Annotated in this window: 18 protein-coding genes; 7 read left to right on the top strand and 11 right to left on the bottom strand. The window is 71.9% G+C overall.

Features of this window, described 5'->3' with window-relative positions; all coding sequences use genetic code 11:
• Positions 1–17: 17 nt before the first annotated feature.
• The gene (locus OO60_RS19390) at positions 18–488 is read right to left on the bottom strand and encodes a hypothetical protein (protein ID WP_003067696.1); all 471 of its coding nucleotides are present in this window, start codon (positions 486–488) and stop codon (positions 18–20) included.
• Positions 489–624: 136 nt separating this feature from the next.
• On the opposite strand from OO60_RS19390, the gene OO60_RS19385 reads away from it, so the two are divergent.
• Positions 625–1125, top strand: coding sequence for a GNAT family N-acetyltransferase (locus OO60_RS19385; RefSeq protein WP_003067698.1), 501 nt, complete (start codon positions 625–627; stop codon positions 1123–1125).
• A 1-nt stretch (position 1126) separates the two neighbouring features.
• On the opposite strand, the gene OO60_RS19380 is transcribed toward OO60_RS19385, so the two are convergent.
• Both OO60_RS19380 and OO60_RS19375 read right to left on the bottom strand, forming a co-directional pair.
• Positions 1127–1426, bottom strand: coding sequence for a hypothetical protein (locus tag OO60_RS19380; RefSeq protein WP_003067700.1), 300 nt, complete (start codon positions 1424–1426; stop codon positions 1127–1129).
• A 74-nt stretch (positions 1427–1500) separates the two neighbouring features.
• A complete protein-coding gene (locus OO60_RS19375) occupies positions 1501–2277 on the bottom strand; it encodes an IclR family transcriptional regulator (protein ID WP_003067702.1) in 777 nt (258 codons plus the stop codon).
• Positions 2278–2389: 112 nt separating this feature from the next.
• Here OO60_RS19375 and aceB point away from each other — a divergent pair, with 112 nt between their 5' ends.
• Together aceB and OO60_RS19365 are read left to right on the top strand one after the other, a co-directional pair.
• A complete protein-coding gene (gene aceB, locus OO60_RS19370; protein ID WP_033261813.1) occupies positions 2390–3967 on the top strand; it encodes a malate synthase A in 1578 nt (525 codons plus the stop codon).
• On the top strand, positions 3967–5154 hold the full coding sequence (locus OO60_RS19365; RefSeq protein ID WP_003067708.1) for a DUF6986 family protein: 1188 nt from the start codon (positions 3967–3969) through the stop codon (positions 5152–5154). The genes aceB and OO60_RS19365 overlap by 1 nt, the downstream gene beginning before the upstream one ends.
• A gap of 3 nt (positions 5155–5157) precedes the next feature.
• Here OO60_RS19365 and OO60_RS19360 read toward each other — a convergent pair whose 3' ends face one another.
• The 3 genes from OO60_RS19360 to OO60_RS19350 are packed head-to-tail and all read right to left on the bottom strand — an operon-like array spanning position 5158 to position 8022.
• A complete protein-coding gene (locus OO60_RS19360) occupies positions 5158–6195 on the bottom strand; it encodes a DUF2786 domain-containing protein (protein ID WP_003067710.1) in 1038 nt (345 codons plus the stop codon).
• Entirely contained in the window at positions 6195–6683 is a 489-nt protein-coding gene (locus OO60_RS19355) for a MarR family winged helix-turn-helix transcriptional regulator (protein WP_003067713.1), read from the bottom strand. The genes OO60_RS19360 and OO60_RS19355 overlap by 1 nt, the downstream gene beginning before the upstream one ends.
• Before the next feature lie 4 nt (positions 6684–6687).
• The gene (locus OO60_RS19350; protein ID WP_033261812.1) at positions 6688–8022 is read right to left on the bottom strand and encodes a PucR family transcriptional regulator; all 1335 of its coding nucleotides are present in this window, start codon (positions 8020–8022) and stop codon (positions 6688–6690) included.
• 124 nt (positions 8023–8146) lie between these two features.
• On the opposite strand from OO60_RS19350, the gene OO60_RS19345 reads away from it, so the two are divergent.
• The 4 genes from OO60_RS19345 to pucD are packed head-to-tail and all read left to right on the top strand — an operon-like array spanning position 8147 to position 13060.
• Entirely contained in the window at positions 8147–9010 is an 864-nt protein-coding gene (locus OO60_RS19345; RefSeq protein ID WP_003102986.1) for an FAD binding domain-containing protein, read from the top strand.
• The gene (locus OO60_RS19340) at positions 9001–9468 is read left to right on the top strand and encodes a (2Fe-2S)-binding protein (RefSeq protein ID WP_003102989.1); all 468 of its coding nucleotides are present in this window, start codon (positions 9001–9003) and stop codon (positions 9466–9468) included. Before OO60_RS19345 ends, OO60_RS19340 begins: the two co-directional genes overlap by 10 nt.
• Positions 9465–10805, top strand: coding sequence for an 8-oxoguanine deaminase (locus OO60_RS19335; protein WP_003102992.1), 1341 nt, complete (start codon positions 9465–9467; stop codon positions 10803–10805). Before OO60_RS19340 ends, OO60_RS19335 begins: the two co-directional genes overlap by 4 nt.
• On the top strand, positions 10802–13060 hold the full coding sequence (gene pucD / locus OO60_RS19330) for a xanthine dehydrogenase subunit D (protein WP_003102995.1): 2259 nt from the start codon (positions 10802–10804) through the stop codon (positions 13058–13060). Before OO60_RS19335 ends, pucD begins: the two co-directional genes overlap by 4 nt.
• Position 13061: 1 nt before the next feature.
• On the opposite strand, the gene OO60_RS19325 is transcribed toward pucD, so the two are convergent.
• The 5 genes from OO60_RS19325 to uraD form a co-directional block, all read right to left on the bottom strand.
• Positions 13062–14636, bottom strand: a complete 1575-nt coding sequence (locus OO60_RS19325) for a glycoside hydrolase family 27 protein (RefSeq protein ID WP_003102997.1) — start codon at positions 14634–14636, stop codon at positions 13062–13064.
• A 127-nt stretch (positions 14637–14763) separates the two neighbouring features.
• Entirely contained in the window at positions 14764–15348 is a 585-nt protein-coding gene (locus OO60_RS19320; protein ID WP_003102999.1) for a TetR/AcrR family transcriptional regulator, read from the bottom strand.
• A gap of 27 nt (positions 15349–15375) precedes the next feature.
• Complete coding sequence (pucL, locus tag OO60_RS19315) at positions 15376–16257, bottom strand: factor-independent urate hydroxylase (RefSeq protein WP_003103002.1); 882 nt, start codon at positions 16255–16257, stop codon at positions 15376–15378.
• 2 nt (positions 16258–16259) lie between these two features.
• Positions 16260–16577, bottom strand: a complete 318-nt coding sequence (gene uraH / locus OO60_RS19310) for a hydroxyisourate hydrolase (protein ID WP_003103005.1) — start codon at positions 16575–16577, stop codon at positions 16260–16262.
• Positions 16574–17023 carry a 2-oxo-4-hydroxy-4-carboxy-5-ureidoimidazoline decarboxylase gene (gene uraD, locus OO60_RS19305; protein WP_003103007.1) on the bottom strand — a complete coding sequence of 150 codons (450 nt, stop codon included), beginning with the start codon at positions 17021–17023 and terminating at the stop codon, positions 16574–16576. The genes uraH and uraD overlap by 4 nt, the downstream gene beginning before the upstream one ends.
• Positions 17024–17070 lie beyond the last annotated feature (47 nt).

The raw sequence follows: 17070 nt of genomic DNA, 5'->3' as shown, positions 1-17070 counted from the left end.
GTTCCCCCCGGTGATACCTAGATCCGGAACAGCGGCGTCCCGTCCGCCTTCCGCAGTCCCAGCTGCAGGATCACCGGCGCCGACGGGCGGGCGACCGGGATCAGGCAGGGGGACGTCCGCCGGGCCGCGACGGTCAGCCGGGACCAGCCGATGCCCTGCAGCGTGCGGCGGGCCGGGTCGACCACCATCGCCGCACCGAAGTAGCGGCCGCCCGGGAGGGCGATGCGGGCGGTGTGGCCCAGCACCACCGGGAACGCCGTGCCGGTGCGGCTGCCGTCCTCCTGCAGGGTGATGATCACCGGGGTCCGGGCCTTCGCGGCGAGGTGGTGCCGGACGGTGATCTCGGCCGTCCCCGCCGGCGTGGTCACCGGCCGCGGCCACGCGGGTGGCGGCGCCGGCCCGTCGAGCGCGCGGTCGACGAGGCGGTTCAGGAGGTTCGAAGCGGCGCCCTGGGCGAGCCAGGCCAGTGCGCCGGTGTGGGAGTCCATGCGGTCCTCCGGCGATATTCGGATGACGGCGGCGGCGGTACGAGCGCAGAATCCGGGCATGCCCGGTTGACGCACGCGCGCCCCTCCTCGTGACAGACGCTCCGAAGCCGTCGTTCGCTACGAGAGAGGACCAATCATGACCGCCATTCACGGAGATCGGGTGCGGCTGCGCCCGATCGGCTCAGCGGACCGCGTCCGGGTGCGCGAAATCCTGGCCACCCCGGAGGTCGCCCGGTGGTGGGGCGACCCGGACCGAGAGACCGAAGGCCTGTACGAGGTCGAAGCGGGCTACACCGTCTACGTGATCGAATTCGACGGTGAAGTCGTCGGCCTGATCCAGAGCTGCGAAGAGCTGGACCCGCAGTACCGCCACGCGGGTATCGACATTTCGGTGCACCCGGCGTTCCACGGCCGCGGCCTCGGCACGGACGCGATCCGGGCGGTGGCCCGCCACCTGTTCGCGGCGGGCCACCACCGGCTGACGATCGACCCGGCGGCGTCCAACGAGACGGCGATCCGGGTGTACACGAAGGTGGGATTCCGGCCGGTGGGCCTGATGCGCGACTACGAACGCGCCCGCGACGGCACCTGGCACGACGGACTGCTGATGGACCTGCTGGCCGGGGAGCTGACCTGAGTCAGCCCTTTTCGACGACCTGCTGAAGCAGCCTGCTGATCTGCTCCATATTGATGTTGATCTTGGTGAACCCGCTGCGCATTTCGGCCCTGAGGTCGACGATCTCCTGGCCCTGCTCGATCTGCGTCTCGCGCAGCGCGTTCAGCACCTGGGTGTTGCCGTTCAGCGTCTGCTTGAAGTCGGAGACATCACGGTCCGCCGCGCCGGCCAGTATGCGAGCAGCCGCGGCGTCCTGCCGGGTCTGCCGTCCCTGCTCCTCCAACGCGGTCACGCGGGCTTCGAGGTCTTCGAGGCTTGCCATGCCGCGTACTTTACCGGCGGCCTTCGAACCTTCCGCCCTGGGGTCACTTTCCGTCATAAATTTATCACTCTCCGTCATACTGATAGCGGCGCCCGCGAGAGGCTCGCGCCCAGGGCGTCCGCGACCCGCTGCACCGCCGGGGCGATGTGCGCCACCGCCTCGGCGGTCAGCCGCCCGGACGGCCCCGACACCGACACCGCCGCCGGGACCGGCGCGCCCGGCACCGCGACCGCGACGCACCGCACCCCCAGCTCCTGCTCCGCTTCGTCGAGGGCGTAACCCTGCGAAGCGATCCGCGACAGCTCGACCGCCAGCGCATCCGGGTCGGTGAACGTGTGCTCGGTGTACGCGGGCATCCCCGTGCGGTCGAGCAGCGAACGGACCTCCTCGGCGGGCAGGTGTGCCAGCATCGCCTTCCCGACCCCCGTCCCGTGCGGGAGCAGCCGCCGGCCGACCTCGGTGAACATCCGCATCGAGTGCTTCGAAGGCACCTGGGCCACGTACACGACTTCGTCGCGCTCCAGGACCGCCAGGTTCGCCGTCTCGCCGACCTCCTCGACCAGCTCCGCCAGCAGCGGGCGGGCCCACGCGCCGAACTGCATGCTCGCGTTCTCGCCCAGCCGGATCAGGCGCGCGCCCAGTGCGTAGCGGCGGTTCGTGTTCTGGCGGACGTACCCCAGGTCGACCAGGGTGCGGATCAGCCGGTGGATCGTCGGCATCGGCAGCCCGGACAGCGTGGCCAGTTCCGACAGGCTGGCTTCGCCGCCGGTGTCCGCGAGGTGTTCCAGCAGCTCGAAGGCGCGCTGCAGGGACTGGACGCCGCCGTCGCGACCGTTCTTCTCCGCCGGCACGGTGGCCCTCCTTACGTCGGCGTTGAGCTTCCGCTATGCAGAAACTATAGTCCGGCTGGTAGAAAACCGTAGGGCCGTTATCCAAAGATCCGAACCCTCGAGGTGTTTCCCCATGTCTTCTGAAGTCCAGGTGCTGGGCGACCCGGTCGAGCGCGGCGACGAAATCCTCACGCCGGAAGCGCTCGCCTTCCTCGCCGGCCTCCACGACGCCTTCGCCGGCCGCCGCGACGAGCTGCTCCAGGCGCGGAGCAAGCGCCGGGAAGAGGCCCGGGCCACCGGCAAGCTCGACTTCCTGCCGGAGACCAAGGAGATCCGCGACGGCGACTGGCAGGTTGCCGGGGCTCCGGAGGCGCTTCGCGACCGCCGCGTCGAGATCACCGGGCCGACCGACCGCAAGATGACCATCAACGCGCTCAACTCCGGCGCGAAGGTGTGGCTCGCCGACCTCGAAGACGCCAACACCCCGCACTGGCACAACGTCGTCTCCGGCCAGGTCAACCTCCACGACGCCATCCGCGAGACGATCACCCTGGAAAGCGGCGGCAAGAGCTACGCGCTGAAGGACGACGTCGAGCACGCCACCATCGTGGTCCGCCCGCGCGGCTGGCACCTGCCCGAAAGCCACCTGAAGTTCGGCGACCGCGAAGGCGTCGGCGCGCTCGTCGACTTCGGCCTGCACTTCTTCCACAACGCGGCCGAGCTGCTCAAGCGCGGCAAGGGCCCGTACTACTACCTGCCGAAGATGGAGAGCCACCTCGAAGCGCGGCTCTGGAACGACGTCTTCACCCACGCCGAGAAGACGCTCGGCATCGAGCACGGCACCGTCCGCGCGACCGTGCTGATCGAGACCATCCCGGCCGCGTTCGAGATGGAGGAGATCCTCTACGAGCTGCGCGAACACGCGTCGGGCCTGAACGCGGGCCGCTGGGACTACCTGTTCAGCGTCATCAAGTACTTCCGCGATGCGGGCGAGAAGTTCGTGCTGCCCGACCGCAACTCGGTCACCATGACCGCGCCCTTCATGCGCGCCTACACCGAGCTGCTGGTCCGCACCTGCCACAAGCGCGGTGCCTTCGCGATCGGCGGCATGGCCGCGTTCATCCCGAGCAAGGACCCCGAGACCAACAAGGGGGCCTTCGAGAAGGTCCACGCGGACAAGTCGCGCGAGGCCGGTGACGGCTTCGACGGCTCCTGGGTCGCGCACCCGGGCATGGTCGAGCTGTGCAAGGAGGAGTTCGACAAGGTCCTCGGCGAGCAGCCGAACCAGCTCGGCCGCACCCGCGACGAGGTCAGCGTCACCGCCGACCAGCTGCTCGACGTCGCTTCGACGCCGGGTGGCGCGACGGCGGCCGGCCTGCGTGCCGCGGTCGACGTCGGCGTCCGCTACATCGCGTCCTGGCTGGGCGGCAACGGCGCGGCGGCCATCCACAACCTGATGGAGGACGCCGCCACCGCCGAGATCTCGCGCTCGCAGATCTGGCAGTGGGTCAAGAACGGGACCACTTTGGACAGTGGCGACGTCGTGACCTCCGAGCTGGTGCGGGGCGTGCTGGCGGACGTCCGCGGCGAGCTGGCGGGCGAGCTCAAGCCGGAGCTGCTGGAGCCGGCCGTGGAGCTGTTCGAGCAGGTCGCGCTGGCCGAGGAGTTCCCCGACTTCCTGACGCTGCCCGCGTACGAGAAGATCAAGTAGTGCGGCTGACCGAGGACGTCTACGACGCTGCCGACGCGCGCCTGGCTGCGGCCGACGCGCGCGTCGCGGCGTCGTACCCGGGGGAGCGGCCGGGGCGGCAGCCCGTGCACACGGTGTACGTCCCGGCGTCGCAGTACAAGACGCGCCTGGTGGCCGACTGGGGCAAGCAGGCGATGCGCGTGTTCATCGAGCACGGCGACCTCCTCGGCGCCGACGCGGACGTCTACGAACGCGTGCGCGCGAAGCTGCTCACCGAGCCGATCGAGGACCTGCGGATCGACTTCGAGGACGGCTATGGCCGCGTGCCCGGCGACGTCGAGGACGCGGCGGCGCGCGCGGCCGGGCAGACCTTGGCGACGACCGGCGGGACGCCGTTCTGCGGCATCCGCTTCAAGAGTTTCGAGGCGGCGACGCGCCGGCGTGGCATCCGCACCTTGGACCTGTTCCTGGGTTCGCTGCTGGACAACGGCCCGCTGCCGCCCGGCTTCGTCGTCACGCTGCCGAAGGTGACGGCGGTCGAGCAGGTGGCGGTGGCCGCGGAAGTGCTGGCGCGCCTGGAATCCGCGTACGACCTCGCCGCCGGCGCCCTGCGGTTCGAGGTCCAGATCGAGACGTCCCAATCCATTGTGGACACTGACGGGACGCTGTCGGTGGCGCGGATCGTGCAGGCCGCTTCGGGCCGCTGTTCGGGCCTGCACTACGGGACCTACGACTACAGCGCGGGCCTCGGCATCGCGGCGGCGTACCAGAGCATGGAGCACCCGGCGGCGGACCTCGCTAAGGGCCTGATGCAGGTCGCGGCGGCCGGCACCGGCGTCCGCCTCTCGGACGGCTCGACCAACCGGCTCCCGGTCGGCGACGCGCTGCCCGCGGCGTGGGCCGAGCACCTGAGGCTGGTCCGCCGGTCGCTGGAACGCGGCTTCTACCAGGGCTGGGACCTGCACCCCCACCAGCTGCCGACGCGCTTCGCGGCGACGTACACGTTCTACCGAGCGGGTTTTGCGGAGGCGGCGGAGCGGTTGAGCGCGTACGCGGAGAAGAAGGCCGGGGGAGTGCTCGACGAACCGGCGACCGCGCAGGCGCTCGCGGTGTACCTGCTGCGAGGGCTGGACTGCGGCGCGCTCGACGAGGGCGAGCTGCCGTTCGGGCGTCCCGAGCTGGAGAAGTACGCCCAGCGGCTCGCCTGAGGGTCACTCACCGAGCCGGGCGCGGTCGGCGGCCGAGCGGCCGGCGTGCCAGCCCTCGGCGCTGCGCACGGTCACCGACTTGCCCGCCACCTGGGGGAACAGGGCCGTGAACGCCGTGTTCACCCGCAGGTCGTGCGACGCCAGCGCCGGCCGCAGGCGGTCCGCATCGGGCGTGGCCGTGAGGGTGGCCGCGGCCGCCTGTTCGAGGCGCTCGCCGATCCGGGTGGCGTAGGAGACCAGGAACGACTTGCGGAACGGCCGCGACCGGCCCGCCGGGTCGGCGACCATCGCCCGGGTCGCCTGGACCAGCAGGGACGTCGTCAGCAGCGCGACGGCGTCCAGGTCGTCGCCGACCACGGTGACGAAGTCCCAGCGCGGGTCGAAGACCGCGCGGCAGCGGTTGGCCTTCGCGACCACGTGCACCAGCAACGACTTCGCGTCGGTGTACGGCGTGTCGAGCCAGATCCGGCGGGACGCCGGCAGCTCCGGCCCGGCCGTCACCAGCACGCGGTCCAAGGCGTGCCGGGTCATGAGCTCCTGGGCCTTCGCCGACAGGGCCTCGGCCTCCTCCGGGAACGAGCTCGACTCGGCCTTGGCCAGCAGCGCGCGGACCCGGCCCAGCTTCCTGTCGTCGACGCCGTGCCGGACGGCCGGCTGCGGCGCGGCCGCCAGGACCGGCAGGGTCAGCAGCAGGCCCAAGGCGTCGACCACGGCCGTCACCGCCTCGGCCGGGGTGAGGATGTGCTTCGCCGCCCACTCCGCCAGGTGCGGTCCGTCGTCGAGCAGGTACGAGCAGGCGAATTCGCCGAGGCGGCGGTTCGCGGCCTGACGCAGGTCCTCCGGCGGCCAGCCGCCCCGGCGGGCCCGGTCGAGCAGTGGCCGGACAGCCAGCTGCGCGCCTCCTGCCAGCTCGGTGGGCAGCTCGAAGCCCGGGGCGAGCCACCGCGGGTCGTCCCCGGCCCGGGCGGTGGCCAGCAGCGCCGCGGCGAAGCCCTCGGCCGTGGTCGGCAGCTCGCGAGCAGGGGGTTTCCGCTTGCCCACTAGCGCAGCCGGGGGAGGGCGTCGCGGGCGAAGTGGCTCAGCGTCCGCAGGTCTTCGGCGAACCGCTCGCGGTGCCCCTCGGGCAGGGGCCGGAAGAAGAGCTGCTCGATGTTCTCCACGTGCACGCGGGTGGCTCGCACGGTGGTCTCCTCGCCGAGCGCGGTCAGGCGCACCAGCTGCACCCGCCGGTCGCGCGGGTCGGCGGTGCGGGTGACCAGCCCGAGGGCTTCCATCCGGTCGACCAGCCGGGTCGCGCCGCCGGTGGTGAGCACCTGTTCCTGGGCGATCGAGCGCATGGTCAGGCCGTCCTCGCCGGCGCGGCCCACGATCAGCAGCACCTCGTAGACCAGGTGTGTGATCCCGCACTCGCGCTCCAGCGCCCGGCCGAGCAGGTACTCCAGCCGGTTCGCCGCGCCCTGCAGCCGCCCGAAGGCCTGCACGCGGGCGTCGCTCGCCGCCTGCCGGGCCGAAGTGATTTCGGGGTCCACGCCCTCATCCTCCCGCCTCGCCGCCGGCGCGCAACGCGAGGTAGACGTCGAGCTGGTCGGTGAACTCCGTCAGGTCCGCTCCCAGCAGCTCGCCCGCCCGGCCGATCCGGTAGCGCAGCGTGTTGACGTGCACGTGCAGGGCCTTTGCCGCCCGGGTCGGGGAGCCCGAGCACTCGAGGAACACCCGGACCGTGTGCACCAGGTCCGTGTGCTGCTCGGCGTCGTAGGCCTGCAGCGGCCCGAGGACGCGCCGCCGCAGGGCCGCGTGCAGGCCGTCCGGGGCCCCGGCCAGCAGCAGCTCGTGCACGGCCACCTCGCCCGCCCGGACCACCGCCACCCGGCCCGGGCGCCGCGCCGCCACCGCCACCGCGTACCGCGCGCTCTCCAGCGCCTCCTCGCGCGGGCCGGGATCGCTGACGCCGCACAGGATCCGGGTCGCCCGGAGCAGGGGTTCCACAGTGGACAGCGCGGCCGGGGCGGGCGGCACCGCGGTCGCCGCGAACGCCGTTTCCCCGGCGGCTTCGAGCAGGACCGCGTCCGGCAGCCACTCGCTCAGGAGGTCGCGGCTTTCGTCGCTGCCCGAGGTCCGCAACGCGACCACGTGCACCTCGTCCGGCAACGACGGCTCCGGCCGGGCCGCCCGGGCCCGGGTGACCCCGACCAGGCCCGCGAGTTCCTCGGCCAGCTCGGCCTGGGCGGTGCTCAGCGGCCCGCCGGCGGCGATCAGCCACGGCACCGCGTGCCGCCCCTCGACCGGGACCACCGTCAGCGGCCCGGGCTCGCGCGCCGCGTACCGGCGGACGACGTCCTCGGCCGGCATCGGCAGCGGCGCCGTCCCGGCGACCACCCGGCCCAGCCCCGACAGCACCCAGCAGGGCAGCCCGAGTTCCGCCGACGCGCGCTCCAGCAGCGTCTCGACCGGCGCCCCGGCCGCGGCCTGCAAACGTTTGCGGGCGCTGTCGGACGCCGCCGCCAGCGCCAGCACCACCTGCTCGGTGATCACCGAAAACGACAGGTCCGCCGGCACCTCCAGCAGCGGGATCCGGTGCCGGACGCAGGCGTCGACGACGTCGTCCGGGATCCCGCCGGAGTCGGCGCCGGACGCGGCCAGCGCGGCCGCGCCCGAGCGCGCCAGCGCGGCCACGAACGGCTCGGCGTCCCCCGGCGCGCGCCACCAGAGCAGGCCGGAAAGCACCAGCTCACCCGCCGACAGGTACCGGCCGGGGTCGGACAGCTCCGTGACGTAGATGCGCGTCACCGGCCGGTCGAGCAGGTCGGTCCCGGCCCGCGGGCGCAGCCGCAGGCCGCTGAGGCCCAGCAGAGTTTTCACCGTCGTCATGAGGCTTGTAGGAAAGCACAACCGCGGCGGGTTTCGCTCCTGTGCGTTTCATGCGTGGTGCCGTTGCCGCCCGCGCCCGGTCCGTCGTCTACTGGTCTATCGCCCTCACGAAGGAGCAACGCCCGTGGAGTTCCTGCGTCCCGCGACGCTCGAGGAGGCCCTCGCCCTGAAGGCCGCGCGGCCCGGCGCGGTGCCGATCGCCGGCGGCACCGACGTCATGGTCGAGCTGAACTTCGACCACCGGCGTCCCGAAGCCCTGCTGGACCTGACCACCGTCGGCGAGCTGACCGAGTGGTCCACATCGGACGGCACGGTCCGGCTCGGCGCCGGCGTCCCCTACTCCCGGGTCATCGCCGAACTGGGTGATTCCGTCCCGGCGCTGGCCATGGCCTCCCGCACGGTCGGCTCGCCGCAGATCCGCAACCGCGGCACGGTCGGCGGCAACCTCGGCGCCGCCTCGCCCGCGGGCGACACGCACCCGGTGCTGCTCGCCCTCGGCGCGCGGGTCGAGGTGGCCTCCGTCCGGGGGACCCGCCTCCTCCGCGCGGAGGAGTTCTACGTCGGCGTGAAACGCCACGCCCTCGAGCCGGACGAGCTGATCACCGCCGTCCACCTGCCCGAACACGCCGGGCCGCAGCAGTTCGCCAAGGTCGGCACGCGCAACGCCATGGTGATCGCGGTCTGCTCATTCGCGCTGTCGCTCCGGGACGGCACGGTCGGCGCCGCCATCGGCTCCGCCGCCCCGACCCCGCGCCGCGCCCGGGAAGCCGAGGACTTCCTGGCCGCCGAACTGCCCTGGACGTCACCCGAACCGCTGCCGGACTCCCTGAAACGCCGCTTCGGCGACCTGGTCGGCGCGGCGGCGCAGCCGATCGACGACGTCCGGGGCAGCGCCGCGTACCGCAAGCACGCGCTTGGGGTGCTCGCGCGGCGTACGTTGACCTGGGCCTGGGACGAACACCGGACGGGGGAGCGCGCATGCGCCTGAATGTCACGATCAACGGCGAGCCGCGGCAGGCGGACGACGTCTGGGAAGGCGAAAGCCTGCTCTACGTGCTGCGCGAGCGGCTCGGCCTGCCGGGCTCGAAGAACGCCTGTGAGCAGGGCGAATGCGGCTCCTGCACGGTCTACCTCGACGACCTCCCGGTGTGCGCCTGCCTGGTCGCGGCCGGGCAGGCGGAGGGGCGCGTGGTCCGCACGGTCGAGGGTCTGGCCGACGGCGACACCCTGGATCCGGTCCAGCAGTCCTTTGTGGACGCGGGTGCGGTGCAGTGCGGGTTCTGCACCCCCGGCCTGGTCGTCGCCGCGCACGACCTGCTGAACCGCGTCCCCGATCCGAGTGACGAGGAGATCCGGGAAGCGCTGGCCGGCAACCTCTGCCGCTGCACCGGCTACGAGAAGATCCTCGACGCGGTGCGCGCGGCGGCGAAGGGCGGTGTCGCGTGAGGACGCTCATCGCGAACGCGGCCATCGCCACCGTCACCGGCGAGGAGTACGCGAGCGGCCACGTCGTCGTCGAGAACGACCGGATCGCCGCGGTCGGCGAAGGCGTCTACACCGGCGAGTTCGACGAGCGCATCGACGCCGAAGGCTGCCTGGTCACGCCCGGCCTGATCAACACCCACCACCACCTCTACCAGTGGGCCACCCGCGGCCTGGCCGCCGACCACACCCTCTTCGAATGGCTGGTCGCGCTCTACCCGGTCTGGGGCCGCCTCGACGACGGGATCACGCACGCCGCGGGCACCGCCGGGATGGCCCGGCTGGCGCTGACCGGCTGCACCACCGTCGCCGACCACCACTACGTGTTCCCGCGCGACGGCGGCGATCAGGTCGCGGCGCTGGCCGCGGCCCGCCAGCGCATCGGCGTCCGGCTGCACGTCGTGCGCGGGTCGATGGACCGCGGCGAGTCCGACGGCGGCCTGCCGCCGGACAACCTCGTCGAGACGACCGACGACGCCCTGACCGGCACCGAAGCGGCGATCGACCGTTTCCACGACGACTCCGCGGGCGCCCACCTGCAGATCGCCGCCGGGCCCTGCTCGCCGTTCTCGGTCACCGAACGGCTGATGTCCGGCGCGGCGGAGCTGGCCCGCCGCAAGGGCGTCCGGCTGCACACCCACCTCGCGGAGACCCTCGACGAGGAACGCCAGTGCCTCGCCGAGGTCGGCTGCACGCCGGCCGAGTACGCCGACAAGCTCGGCTGGCTCGCCGACGACGTCTGGCTCGCGCACACCATCCACCTCGCGCCCGACGCGATCCGCCGCTTCGGTGCCACCGGCACTGGCTCGGCGCACTGCCCGACGTCCAACGGCCGCATCGGCGCCGGCATCGCGCCCGTCCGCGACCTGCTCGACGCGGGCGTCCCGGTCGGACTGGGCGCCGACGGGGCCGCGTCCAACGAGTCCGGCGGCCTCGGCGAGGAACTGCACCAGTCGCTGCTGCAGGCCCGCCAGCGTGGCGGGCCGCGCGGGCTGACCACGCGCGAAGCCCTGTGGATGGGCACGATGGGCGGCGCCCGTTGCCTGGGCCGGGCGGCCGACCTCGGCTCGATCGAGCCCGGGAAGCTCGCCGACCTCGCCGTCTGGGACCTGACCGGGCTGAACTACGCCGGCATCACCGACCCGGTCGCGGCCCTGGTGCTCGGCACCACGCCGCCGCTGCGCCGGCTGCTCGTCGGCGGCAAGGCCGTCGTCGAGGACGGCACCCTGCGCGAAGCCGACGAGACCGTCATCGCCCGCGAGCTGGCGGCCGCGAGCGCGAGACTGCGGGAGGACCGATGACCGCCACGTCCGTCACGACACCGACCGCGAACGGCGTCGGTGCTTCGCCGCGCCGCCCCGACGGCACGGTGAAGGTGCGCGGCGAATTCGCCTACTCCTCGGACCTCTGGCACGAGGACATGGTGTGGGGCGTGACCCTGCGCAGCCCGCACCCGTACGCGCGGATCATCGCGATCGACATCGCGGAAGCCCTCGCCGTCCCCGGCGTGTACGCGGTGCTGACGCACGAGGACGTCCCCGGCGTCAACCGCTACGGCCTCGAGCACGCCGACCAGCCGGTGCTCGCCTCCGACGTCGTGCGGTACCAGGGCGAGCCGGTGGCGCTGGTCGCCGCCGACCACCCGGAGACCGCGCGCCGCGCGATGAAGCGGATTCACGTCACCTACGAAGAGCTCTCTCCGGTGACAGACTCCGAAGCGGCCGTCGCGGGTGAAGGGCCTTCGCTGCACGAAGGTGGCAACGTCGTCCGGCACGTGAAGATCCGCCGCGGCCCGCAGGACGTCCCGGCCGACGTCGTCGTCTCGGGCGTCTACGAAGTCGGCATGCAGGACCAGGCGTTCCTCGGCCCGGAGTCCGGGCTGGCCGTGCCGGACACCGAAGGCGGCGTCGACCTGTACGTCGCGACGCAGTGGCTGCACGTCGACCAGCAGCAGATCGTCGCCGCCCTTGGCCTGCCGGTGGCGAAGGTCCGGCTGACGCTCGGCGGCGTCGGCGGGGCGTTCGGCGGCCGCGAAGACCTGTCGATGCAGGTCCACGCCTGCCTGCTGGCGCTGCACACCGGCAAGCCGGTGAAGATGGTCTACAACCGCGAAGAGTCCTTCTACGGGCACGTCCACCGCCACCCGGCGAAGATGTACTACGAGCACGGCGCCACGTCCGACGGCCGTCTCGTGTACGTGAAGACGCGCCTGTACCTCGACGGTGGTGCGTACGCGTCCTCGACCGGCGCGGTGGTCGCGAACGCCGCGACCCTCGGCGTCGGGCCGTACAAAGTGGACAGTGTCTCGGTGGACTGCTGGGGCACGTACACCAACAACCCGCCGTGCGGCGCCATGCGCGGCTTCGGCGCGGTGCAGGCGGCGTTCGGCTACGAGTCCCAGATGGACAAGCTGGCGGACGCCTGCGGCCTCGACCCGGTGGAGATCCGCGTCCGCAACGCGATGCGCGAGGGCGACCTGATGCCGACCGGCCAGGTCGTCGACGCCGAAGCGCCGGTCGCCGAGTTGCTCACCCGCGTGCGGGAGATGCCGCTGCCGCCGGAGCGGCCGTTCGACCTGCGGCACATGCCGGGCGGGGTGTCGAACACGACGCACGGCGAAGGCGTCGTCCGCGGGGTCGGGTACGCCGTCGGGATCAAGAACGTCTGCTTCTCCGAAGGCTTCGACGACTACTCGACGGCCCGCGTGCGGCTGCAGCTGGTCGGCGGGGAACCGGCCGCGACCGTGCACACCGCGGCCTGCGAGGTCGGCCAGGGCCTGGTGACGATCATGCAGCAGATCGTGCGCACCGAACTGGGCGTCGACCAGGTGACGATCCTGCCGATGGACACCTCGATCGGCAACGGCGGCTCGACGTCGGCGTCCCGCCAGACCTACGTCACCGGCGGCGCGGTGCAGGCCGCGTGCGCGGCGGTCCGGGCGCGGCTGCTGTCCCGGTTCGACCCGAAGGTGCGGGTCGTCGGCGGCAAGCTCGTCGCGGCCGACGGCCAGGTGGTCGCCGACCTGGTGGACGTCCTCGGCGACGACGTCCACGACGAAACGATCGAGTGGCGGCACCGGCCGACGTCGGCGTTGGACCCGGAGACCGGGCAGGGGACCGCGCACGTGCAGTACGCGTTCGCCGCGCACCGGGCGGTCGTCGACGTCGACACCGAGCTCGGCCTGGTCAAGGTGGTCGCGCTGGACTGCGCCCAGGACGTCGGCAAGGCGCTGAACCCGCAGGCCGTGCTGGGCCAGATCCAGGGCGGCTCGGCGCAGGGGCTCGGGCTCGCGGTGATGGAGGAGATCCAGACCTCCGGCGGGAAGATCCGGAACCCCTCCTTCACCGACTACCTGATCCCGACCGTCCTGGACATGCCGCCGATGAGCATCGACGTCCTGGAGCGCCCGGACCCGCACGCGCCCTACGGCCTGCGCGGGGTCGGCGAGCCGCCGACGATCTCGTCGACCCCGGCGATCGTGGCTGCGATCCGGGCCGCGACCGGGCTCGCCCTCACCCGCGTCCCGGTCCGGCCGGAGCACCTGACCGCCACCTGAACTACCGGAGCTGCCAGTTCTGGTTGGCGTCGTCGTTGCAGGTCCAGAGTTCGAGCTGGACGCCGTTGACGTTGCCGGCGGGCTTGTCGCCGCCGGTGACGTCGACGCACAGGCCGGCCTGGCTGATCGAGCCGTCGGCCTCGAGCTTGAACTTCTGGTTCGCGCCGCCGTGGCAGGTCCAGGCGATGAGCTTGGTCCCGGACGCGCTGGTGCCGCCACTGGCGTCCAGGCAGAGGCCGTTGGCCCGGAGCTCACCGGCGCTGGTGAACGTCCAGGACTGGTTGGCCCCGCCGTCGCAGTCCCAGATGTCGACCTGGGGGCCGGGCGTGGGGGCGGTGCCGTTGATGTCGATGCAGCGCGACGAAGCCGCGCCCTGGATCGGGTGCGCGGTGCCGATGCTGGTGCCGGACGAGTTCGCCTTCACGCGGTAGACGACCGTGCTGTGCGACGGCACCGCGGCGCTGATCGTGCCGGTGCTGGTGGTCAGCTCCTTCGACCACAGGTTGGTCAGCCGGTAGCTCGACGCGGCGGGCAGCCCCGCTGCGGCAGCCGTCGTCGACACGGTCTTCGTGGTGCTGTTCTCGTTGAACAGCACCACGGCCGCATCGCCGTTCTGGAGCGGCTTCGCCAGGACGTCGAGGCCGCCGGACGACGAGATCCGCGTGGCCTGCTTGCCGAGCGGGTCCTGGTCGACGGCGATGACGTCGCCGTTGAGGTAGGTCGAGAAGGTGGCGACACTCGCGCTGCGCAGGTCCGCCCCCGCGATCAGCGGCGCGGCCATCGCGGCCCACAGCGTGAAGTGGGCGCGGTCCTCCTGGAAGTCCATGCCGTCGCCGACCTCCAGCATGTCGGGGTCGTTCCAGGCGCCCGGCTTCGCGGCGGACGCGAGCCCGACGTTCTGGTGGTAGATCGAGTCGATGCTGCCCCAGTTGTTGGTGATGTCGCCGGTGGTGCGCCACAAGTTGCCGACGTCCGGGGCCCAGGTCGACGGGCTGAAGTTGCCCCATTCGCAGATGCTGTAGGCGATCGCGCGGCCGGTGGCCTTGAGCGCGTCGCGCATCGCCGAGTAGCGGCGGACGTAGTCCTGCTGGGTTTCCCCGGCCGGGCTGCCGCAGTTGTCGTACTTGAGGTAGTCGACGCCCCAGCTCGCGAAGAGGTTCGCGTCGGCCTGTTCGTGGCCGAGGCTGCCCGGGTAGTGCTGGCAGGTCTCGGAGCCCGCGCTTTCGTAGATGCCGAACTTCATGCCGCGGGCGTGGATGTAGTCGCCGAGGGCCCTGAGGCCGCTGGGGAACTTCGCGGAGTCGGCGACGAGGTTGCCGGCGCTGTCGCGGGAGCGGGTCATCCAGCAGTCGTCGAGGTTGACGTAGGTGTAGCCGCGGTCGCGCATCCCGGAGCTGACCATCAGGTCGGTCGTCTGCTTGACCAGGGTTTCGTTGATGTTGCACTCGAAGGTGTTCCACGTGTTCCAGCCCATCGGCGGGGTGCGCGCGAGGCCGTTTTCGAGGGCGTGGGCGGGTGGGCTGAAGATCGCGGCGGTCGCGACGGCGGTGGCGAGGACGGCGAGGACTCGGCGCATGGCGGCTCCAACCGGACGGCGGTGTGAGGCAGGAGGACTAGACCACTTGTTGACCAGCACTGTGCAGCTTCGGTGTCGGATGCTGCGCGGTCAAGCGCCACTTTGGTGGTTCGTGTTGGATTCCCGACTAAAGTTGTGTGCGCTCCTGGAGGAGTCGCCGGGCGACATCGACGGTCGCGGCCCCGGCGACGGCCATGGCTTCGGTGTCGCGCAGCGAGCGGCAGAGCACGAAGGCGCCTTCGAGGTTGTTGACGGCGGTGATGGTGAGCGTCCGCGCGGCTTCCCGGGACAGCCCGAACTGCGCGAACTTCTCGGTGCCGGCGTCGATCCAGGCGGTGAAGACGTCGGCGGTGGCCTGCCGCAGGGGTTCGTTGGTGCTGGCGACCTCCAGGGCCACGGTCGCGATGGGACAGCCTTCGACGTAGCCGGTGGCTTCCAGGGTGGCGATCCCGGCGGCGAAGAAGGCTTCGATCCCGCTGACCACGTCCGGCGCGGGCGCGATGAAGAGGTCGAACAGCTGGATGTAGGCGAGGCCCGAGGTGCGGACGACCTCCGCGCCGAGCTGCTCCTTGCCGCCGGGGAAGAAGTGGTACAGGGACCCGAAGGGCGCGCCGGCCTCCGAGACGATCTGCTTCAGCCCGGTCCCGGCGTAGCCGTTGCGCCGGAACAGCTCGGCGCCGGCGGCAATGATGCGGTCCTTGGTCCCTGCCACCCCACGATGATAGAGCGTTCTATCAACTCAGTGGATGTCCCAGGCCGGCCCGGGGTCCGCGGCGTCGTCGCGCAGGATCGTGCCCTCGATCAGCCCGTACGGCCGGTCCGCCGCGTAGAACACCTCGTTGTCGTTCTTCAGCCCGAACGGGCTCAGATCCACCAGGAAGTGGTGCTTGTTCGGCAGCGACAGCCGCACCTCGGCGACCTCTTCGCGGGTTTCGAGCACCGCTTCGCCCATCGCGTACAGCGTCTGCTGCAGCGAAAGGCTGTGCTTCGTCGCGAACGTCTCCAGCATCACCCGCCGGATCTCGCGGTGGCTCTCCGCCCAGTCGATGCCCTCGCCCTGGTAGCGCCACTTCGCCGTGACGGCGGTGGCCAGGATCCGGTCGCTCGTCTCGGCGAGCGTCGTGTACTGGTCGCGCGGGAAGCCGTGGAACTCCGAACCGGTCGACTTCAGCAGCGTCAGCCCGTCGATGCCGGAGACGACCCACGCGCGGCCGTCCCGGACCGTCACCGCCGTCGTGCGGCGCTCGTCGCCGGACCGGCTGAACGCGTGGTCGTGCGGCGCGCCGCCGACCGGGATGCGGTCCCAGCCGTGTTCGTCGATCTTGATCCGCGCGCCGGTGATGTTCTCCTGCGTGCCGACGAAGTGGCGGGCCAGGCGCAGGCCGAAGTCCTCGATCTCGCCGACCGGCGCCTCCTTCGCGAAGGCGTACACGGTGTTCTTCTGCGTGTCGGTCGCCAGCACGCCGGCGTTGTCGCCGGTCAGGTGCGTCGCGGCCAGCTCGCCGCGCAGCGACGTCGACACCGTGAGGTCCTTCAGGTGGTGCACGGAACCTTCGCGGCGCACGGTGACCAGGCGGACCTCCGCCTTGCCGTACTGGTTGGGGCCCAGGGTGACGGCCACGGTCAGCTCCCTCGGTAGGTCGAATAGGCGAACGGGCTGAGCAGGAGCGGCACGTGGTGGTGCGCGGTGCCGTCGGAGATCCGGAAGGTCAGCGTGACCTCCGGGAAGAACGTGTCCGGGCCCAGGTGGGCGCCGGTGTCGAAGATCAGGCGGTAGACACCCGGTTCGAGGGTCTCGGGGCCGAGGTCGCGGATGCGGCCGTCGTCGTCGGTGCGACCTTCGGCGATCGGCTTGCCGCCGGCGGTCTCGAACCGGACGGCGATCCCTTCGGCGGGGCGTCCCTGGGCCGTGTCCAGGACGTGGGTGGTCACGAGGCTCACGCGGTCACCGCTTTCGCGAGTCGGAGTTCGGCGATCTTCAGCAGTTCGCGTCCCGCGACGGCCAGCTCGGTCGCCGGGTCGTTGGCCAGCCGCTCGCGCAGGATTTCCAGCAGCTCGTCGCCGCTGCGGCCGCTCGCGCAGACCAGGTAGACGTGCCCGAACTTGGCTTCGTACTCGGCGTTCGCCGCGGCGAACGCGCCGGGATTGTCCACACCGGACTGTTCCGACCGCGCCCAGCCCGCTTTCGGCTTCTCCCCGATCCGCGGGTGCGCGGCCATCGCCTGCCGGATCTCGTCGCTGCTCAACGGCAGGTCGGCGGCGGCTTTCAGTGCGTCGAGATCGGCGTACGGCCGCCCGGCGAGCACGGCGTCGGCCCACCGGGGCACGGCGAGGCACTCCGTCAGCAGCGGCCGGACGTCGGTGGTGTTGAACTCGGTGAGCAGCACGGGCTGACCGTACGTCGGCGCCGGAGTTCCGTCAACATTTTGTTGAA

The organism is Amycolatopsis vancoresmycina, assembly GCF_000716785.1.
GTDB lineage: Bacteria > Actinomycetota > Actinomycetes > Mycobacteriales > Pseudonocardiaceae > Amycolatopsis > Amycolatopsis vancoresmycina.
This window is presented reverse-complemented; position numbering and strand designations above follow the sequence as displayed.

Coding starts and splice junctions, on each gene's coding strand:
- OO60_RS19380 (WP_003067700.1), bottom strand. CDS start 1,426: ATGGCAAGCCTCGAAGACCTCGAAGCCCGCGTGACCGCGTTGGAGGAG.
- OO60_RS19325 (WP_003102997.1), bottom strand. CDS start 14,636: ATGCGCCGAGTCCTCGCCGTCCTCGCCACCGCCGTCGCGACCGCCGCG.
- pucD (WP_003102995.1), top strand. CDS start 10,802: ATGACCGCCACGTCCGTCACGACACCGACCGCGAACGGCGTCGGTGCT.
- OO60_RS19350 (WP_033261812.1), bottom strand. CDS start 8,022: ATGACGACGGTGAAAACTCTGCTGGGCCTCAGCGGCCTGCGGCTGCGC.
- OO60_RS19390 (WP_003067696.1), bottom strand. CDS start 488: ATGGACTCCCACACCGGCGCACTGGCCTGGCTCGCCCAGGGCGCCGCT.
- OO60_RS19385 (WP_003067698.1), top strand. CDS start 625: ATGACCGCCATTCACGGAGATCGGGTGCGGCTGCGCCCGATCGGCTCA.
- OO60_RS19340 (WP_003102989.1), top strand. CDS start 9,001: ATGCGCCTGAATGTCACGATCAACGGCGAGCCGCGGCAGGCGGACGAC.
- aceB (WP_033261813.1), top strand. CDS start 2,390: ATGTCTTCTGAAGTCCAGGTGCTGGGCGACCCGGTCGAGCGCGGCGAC.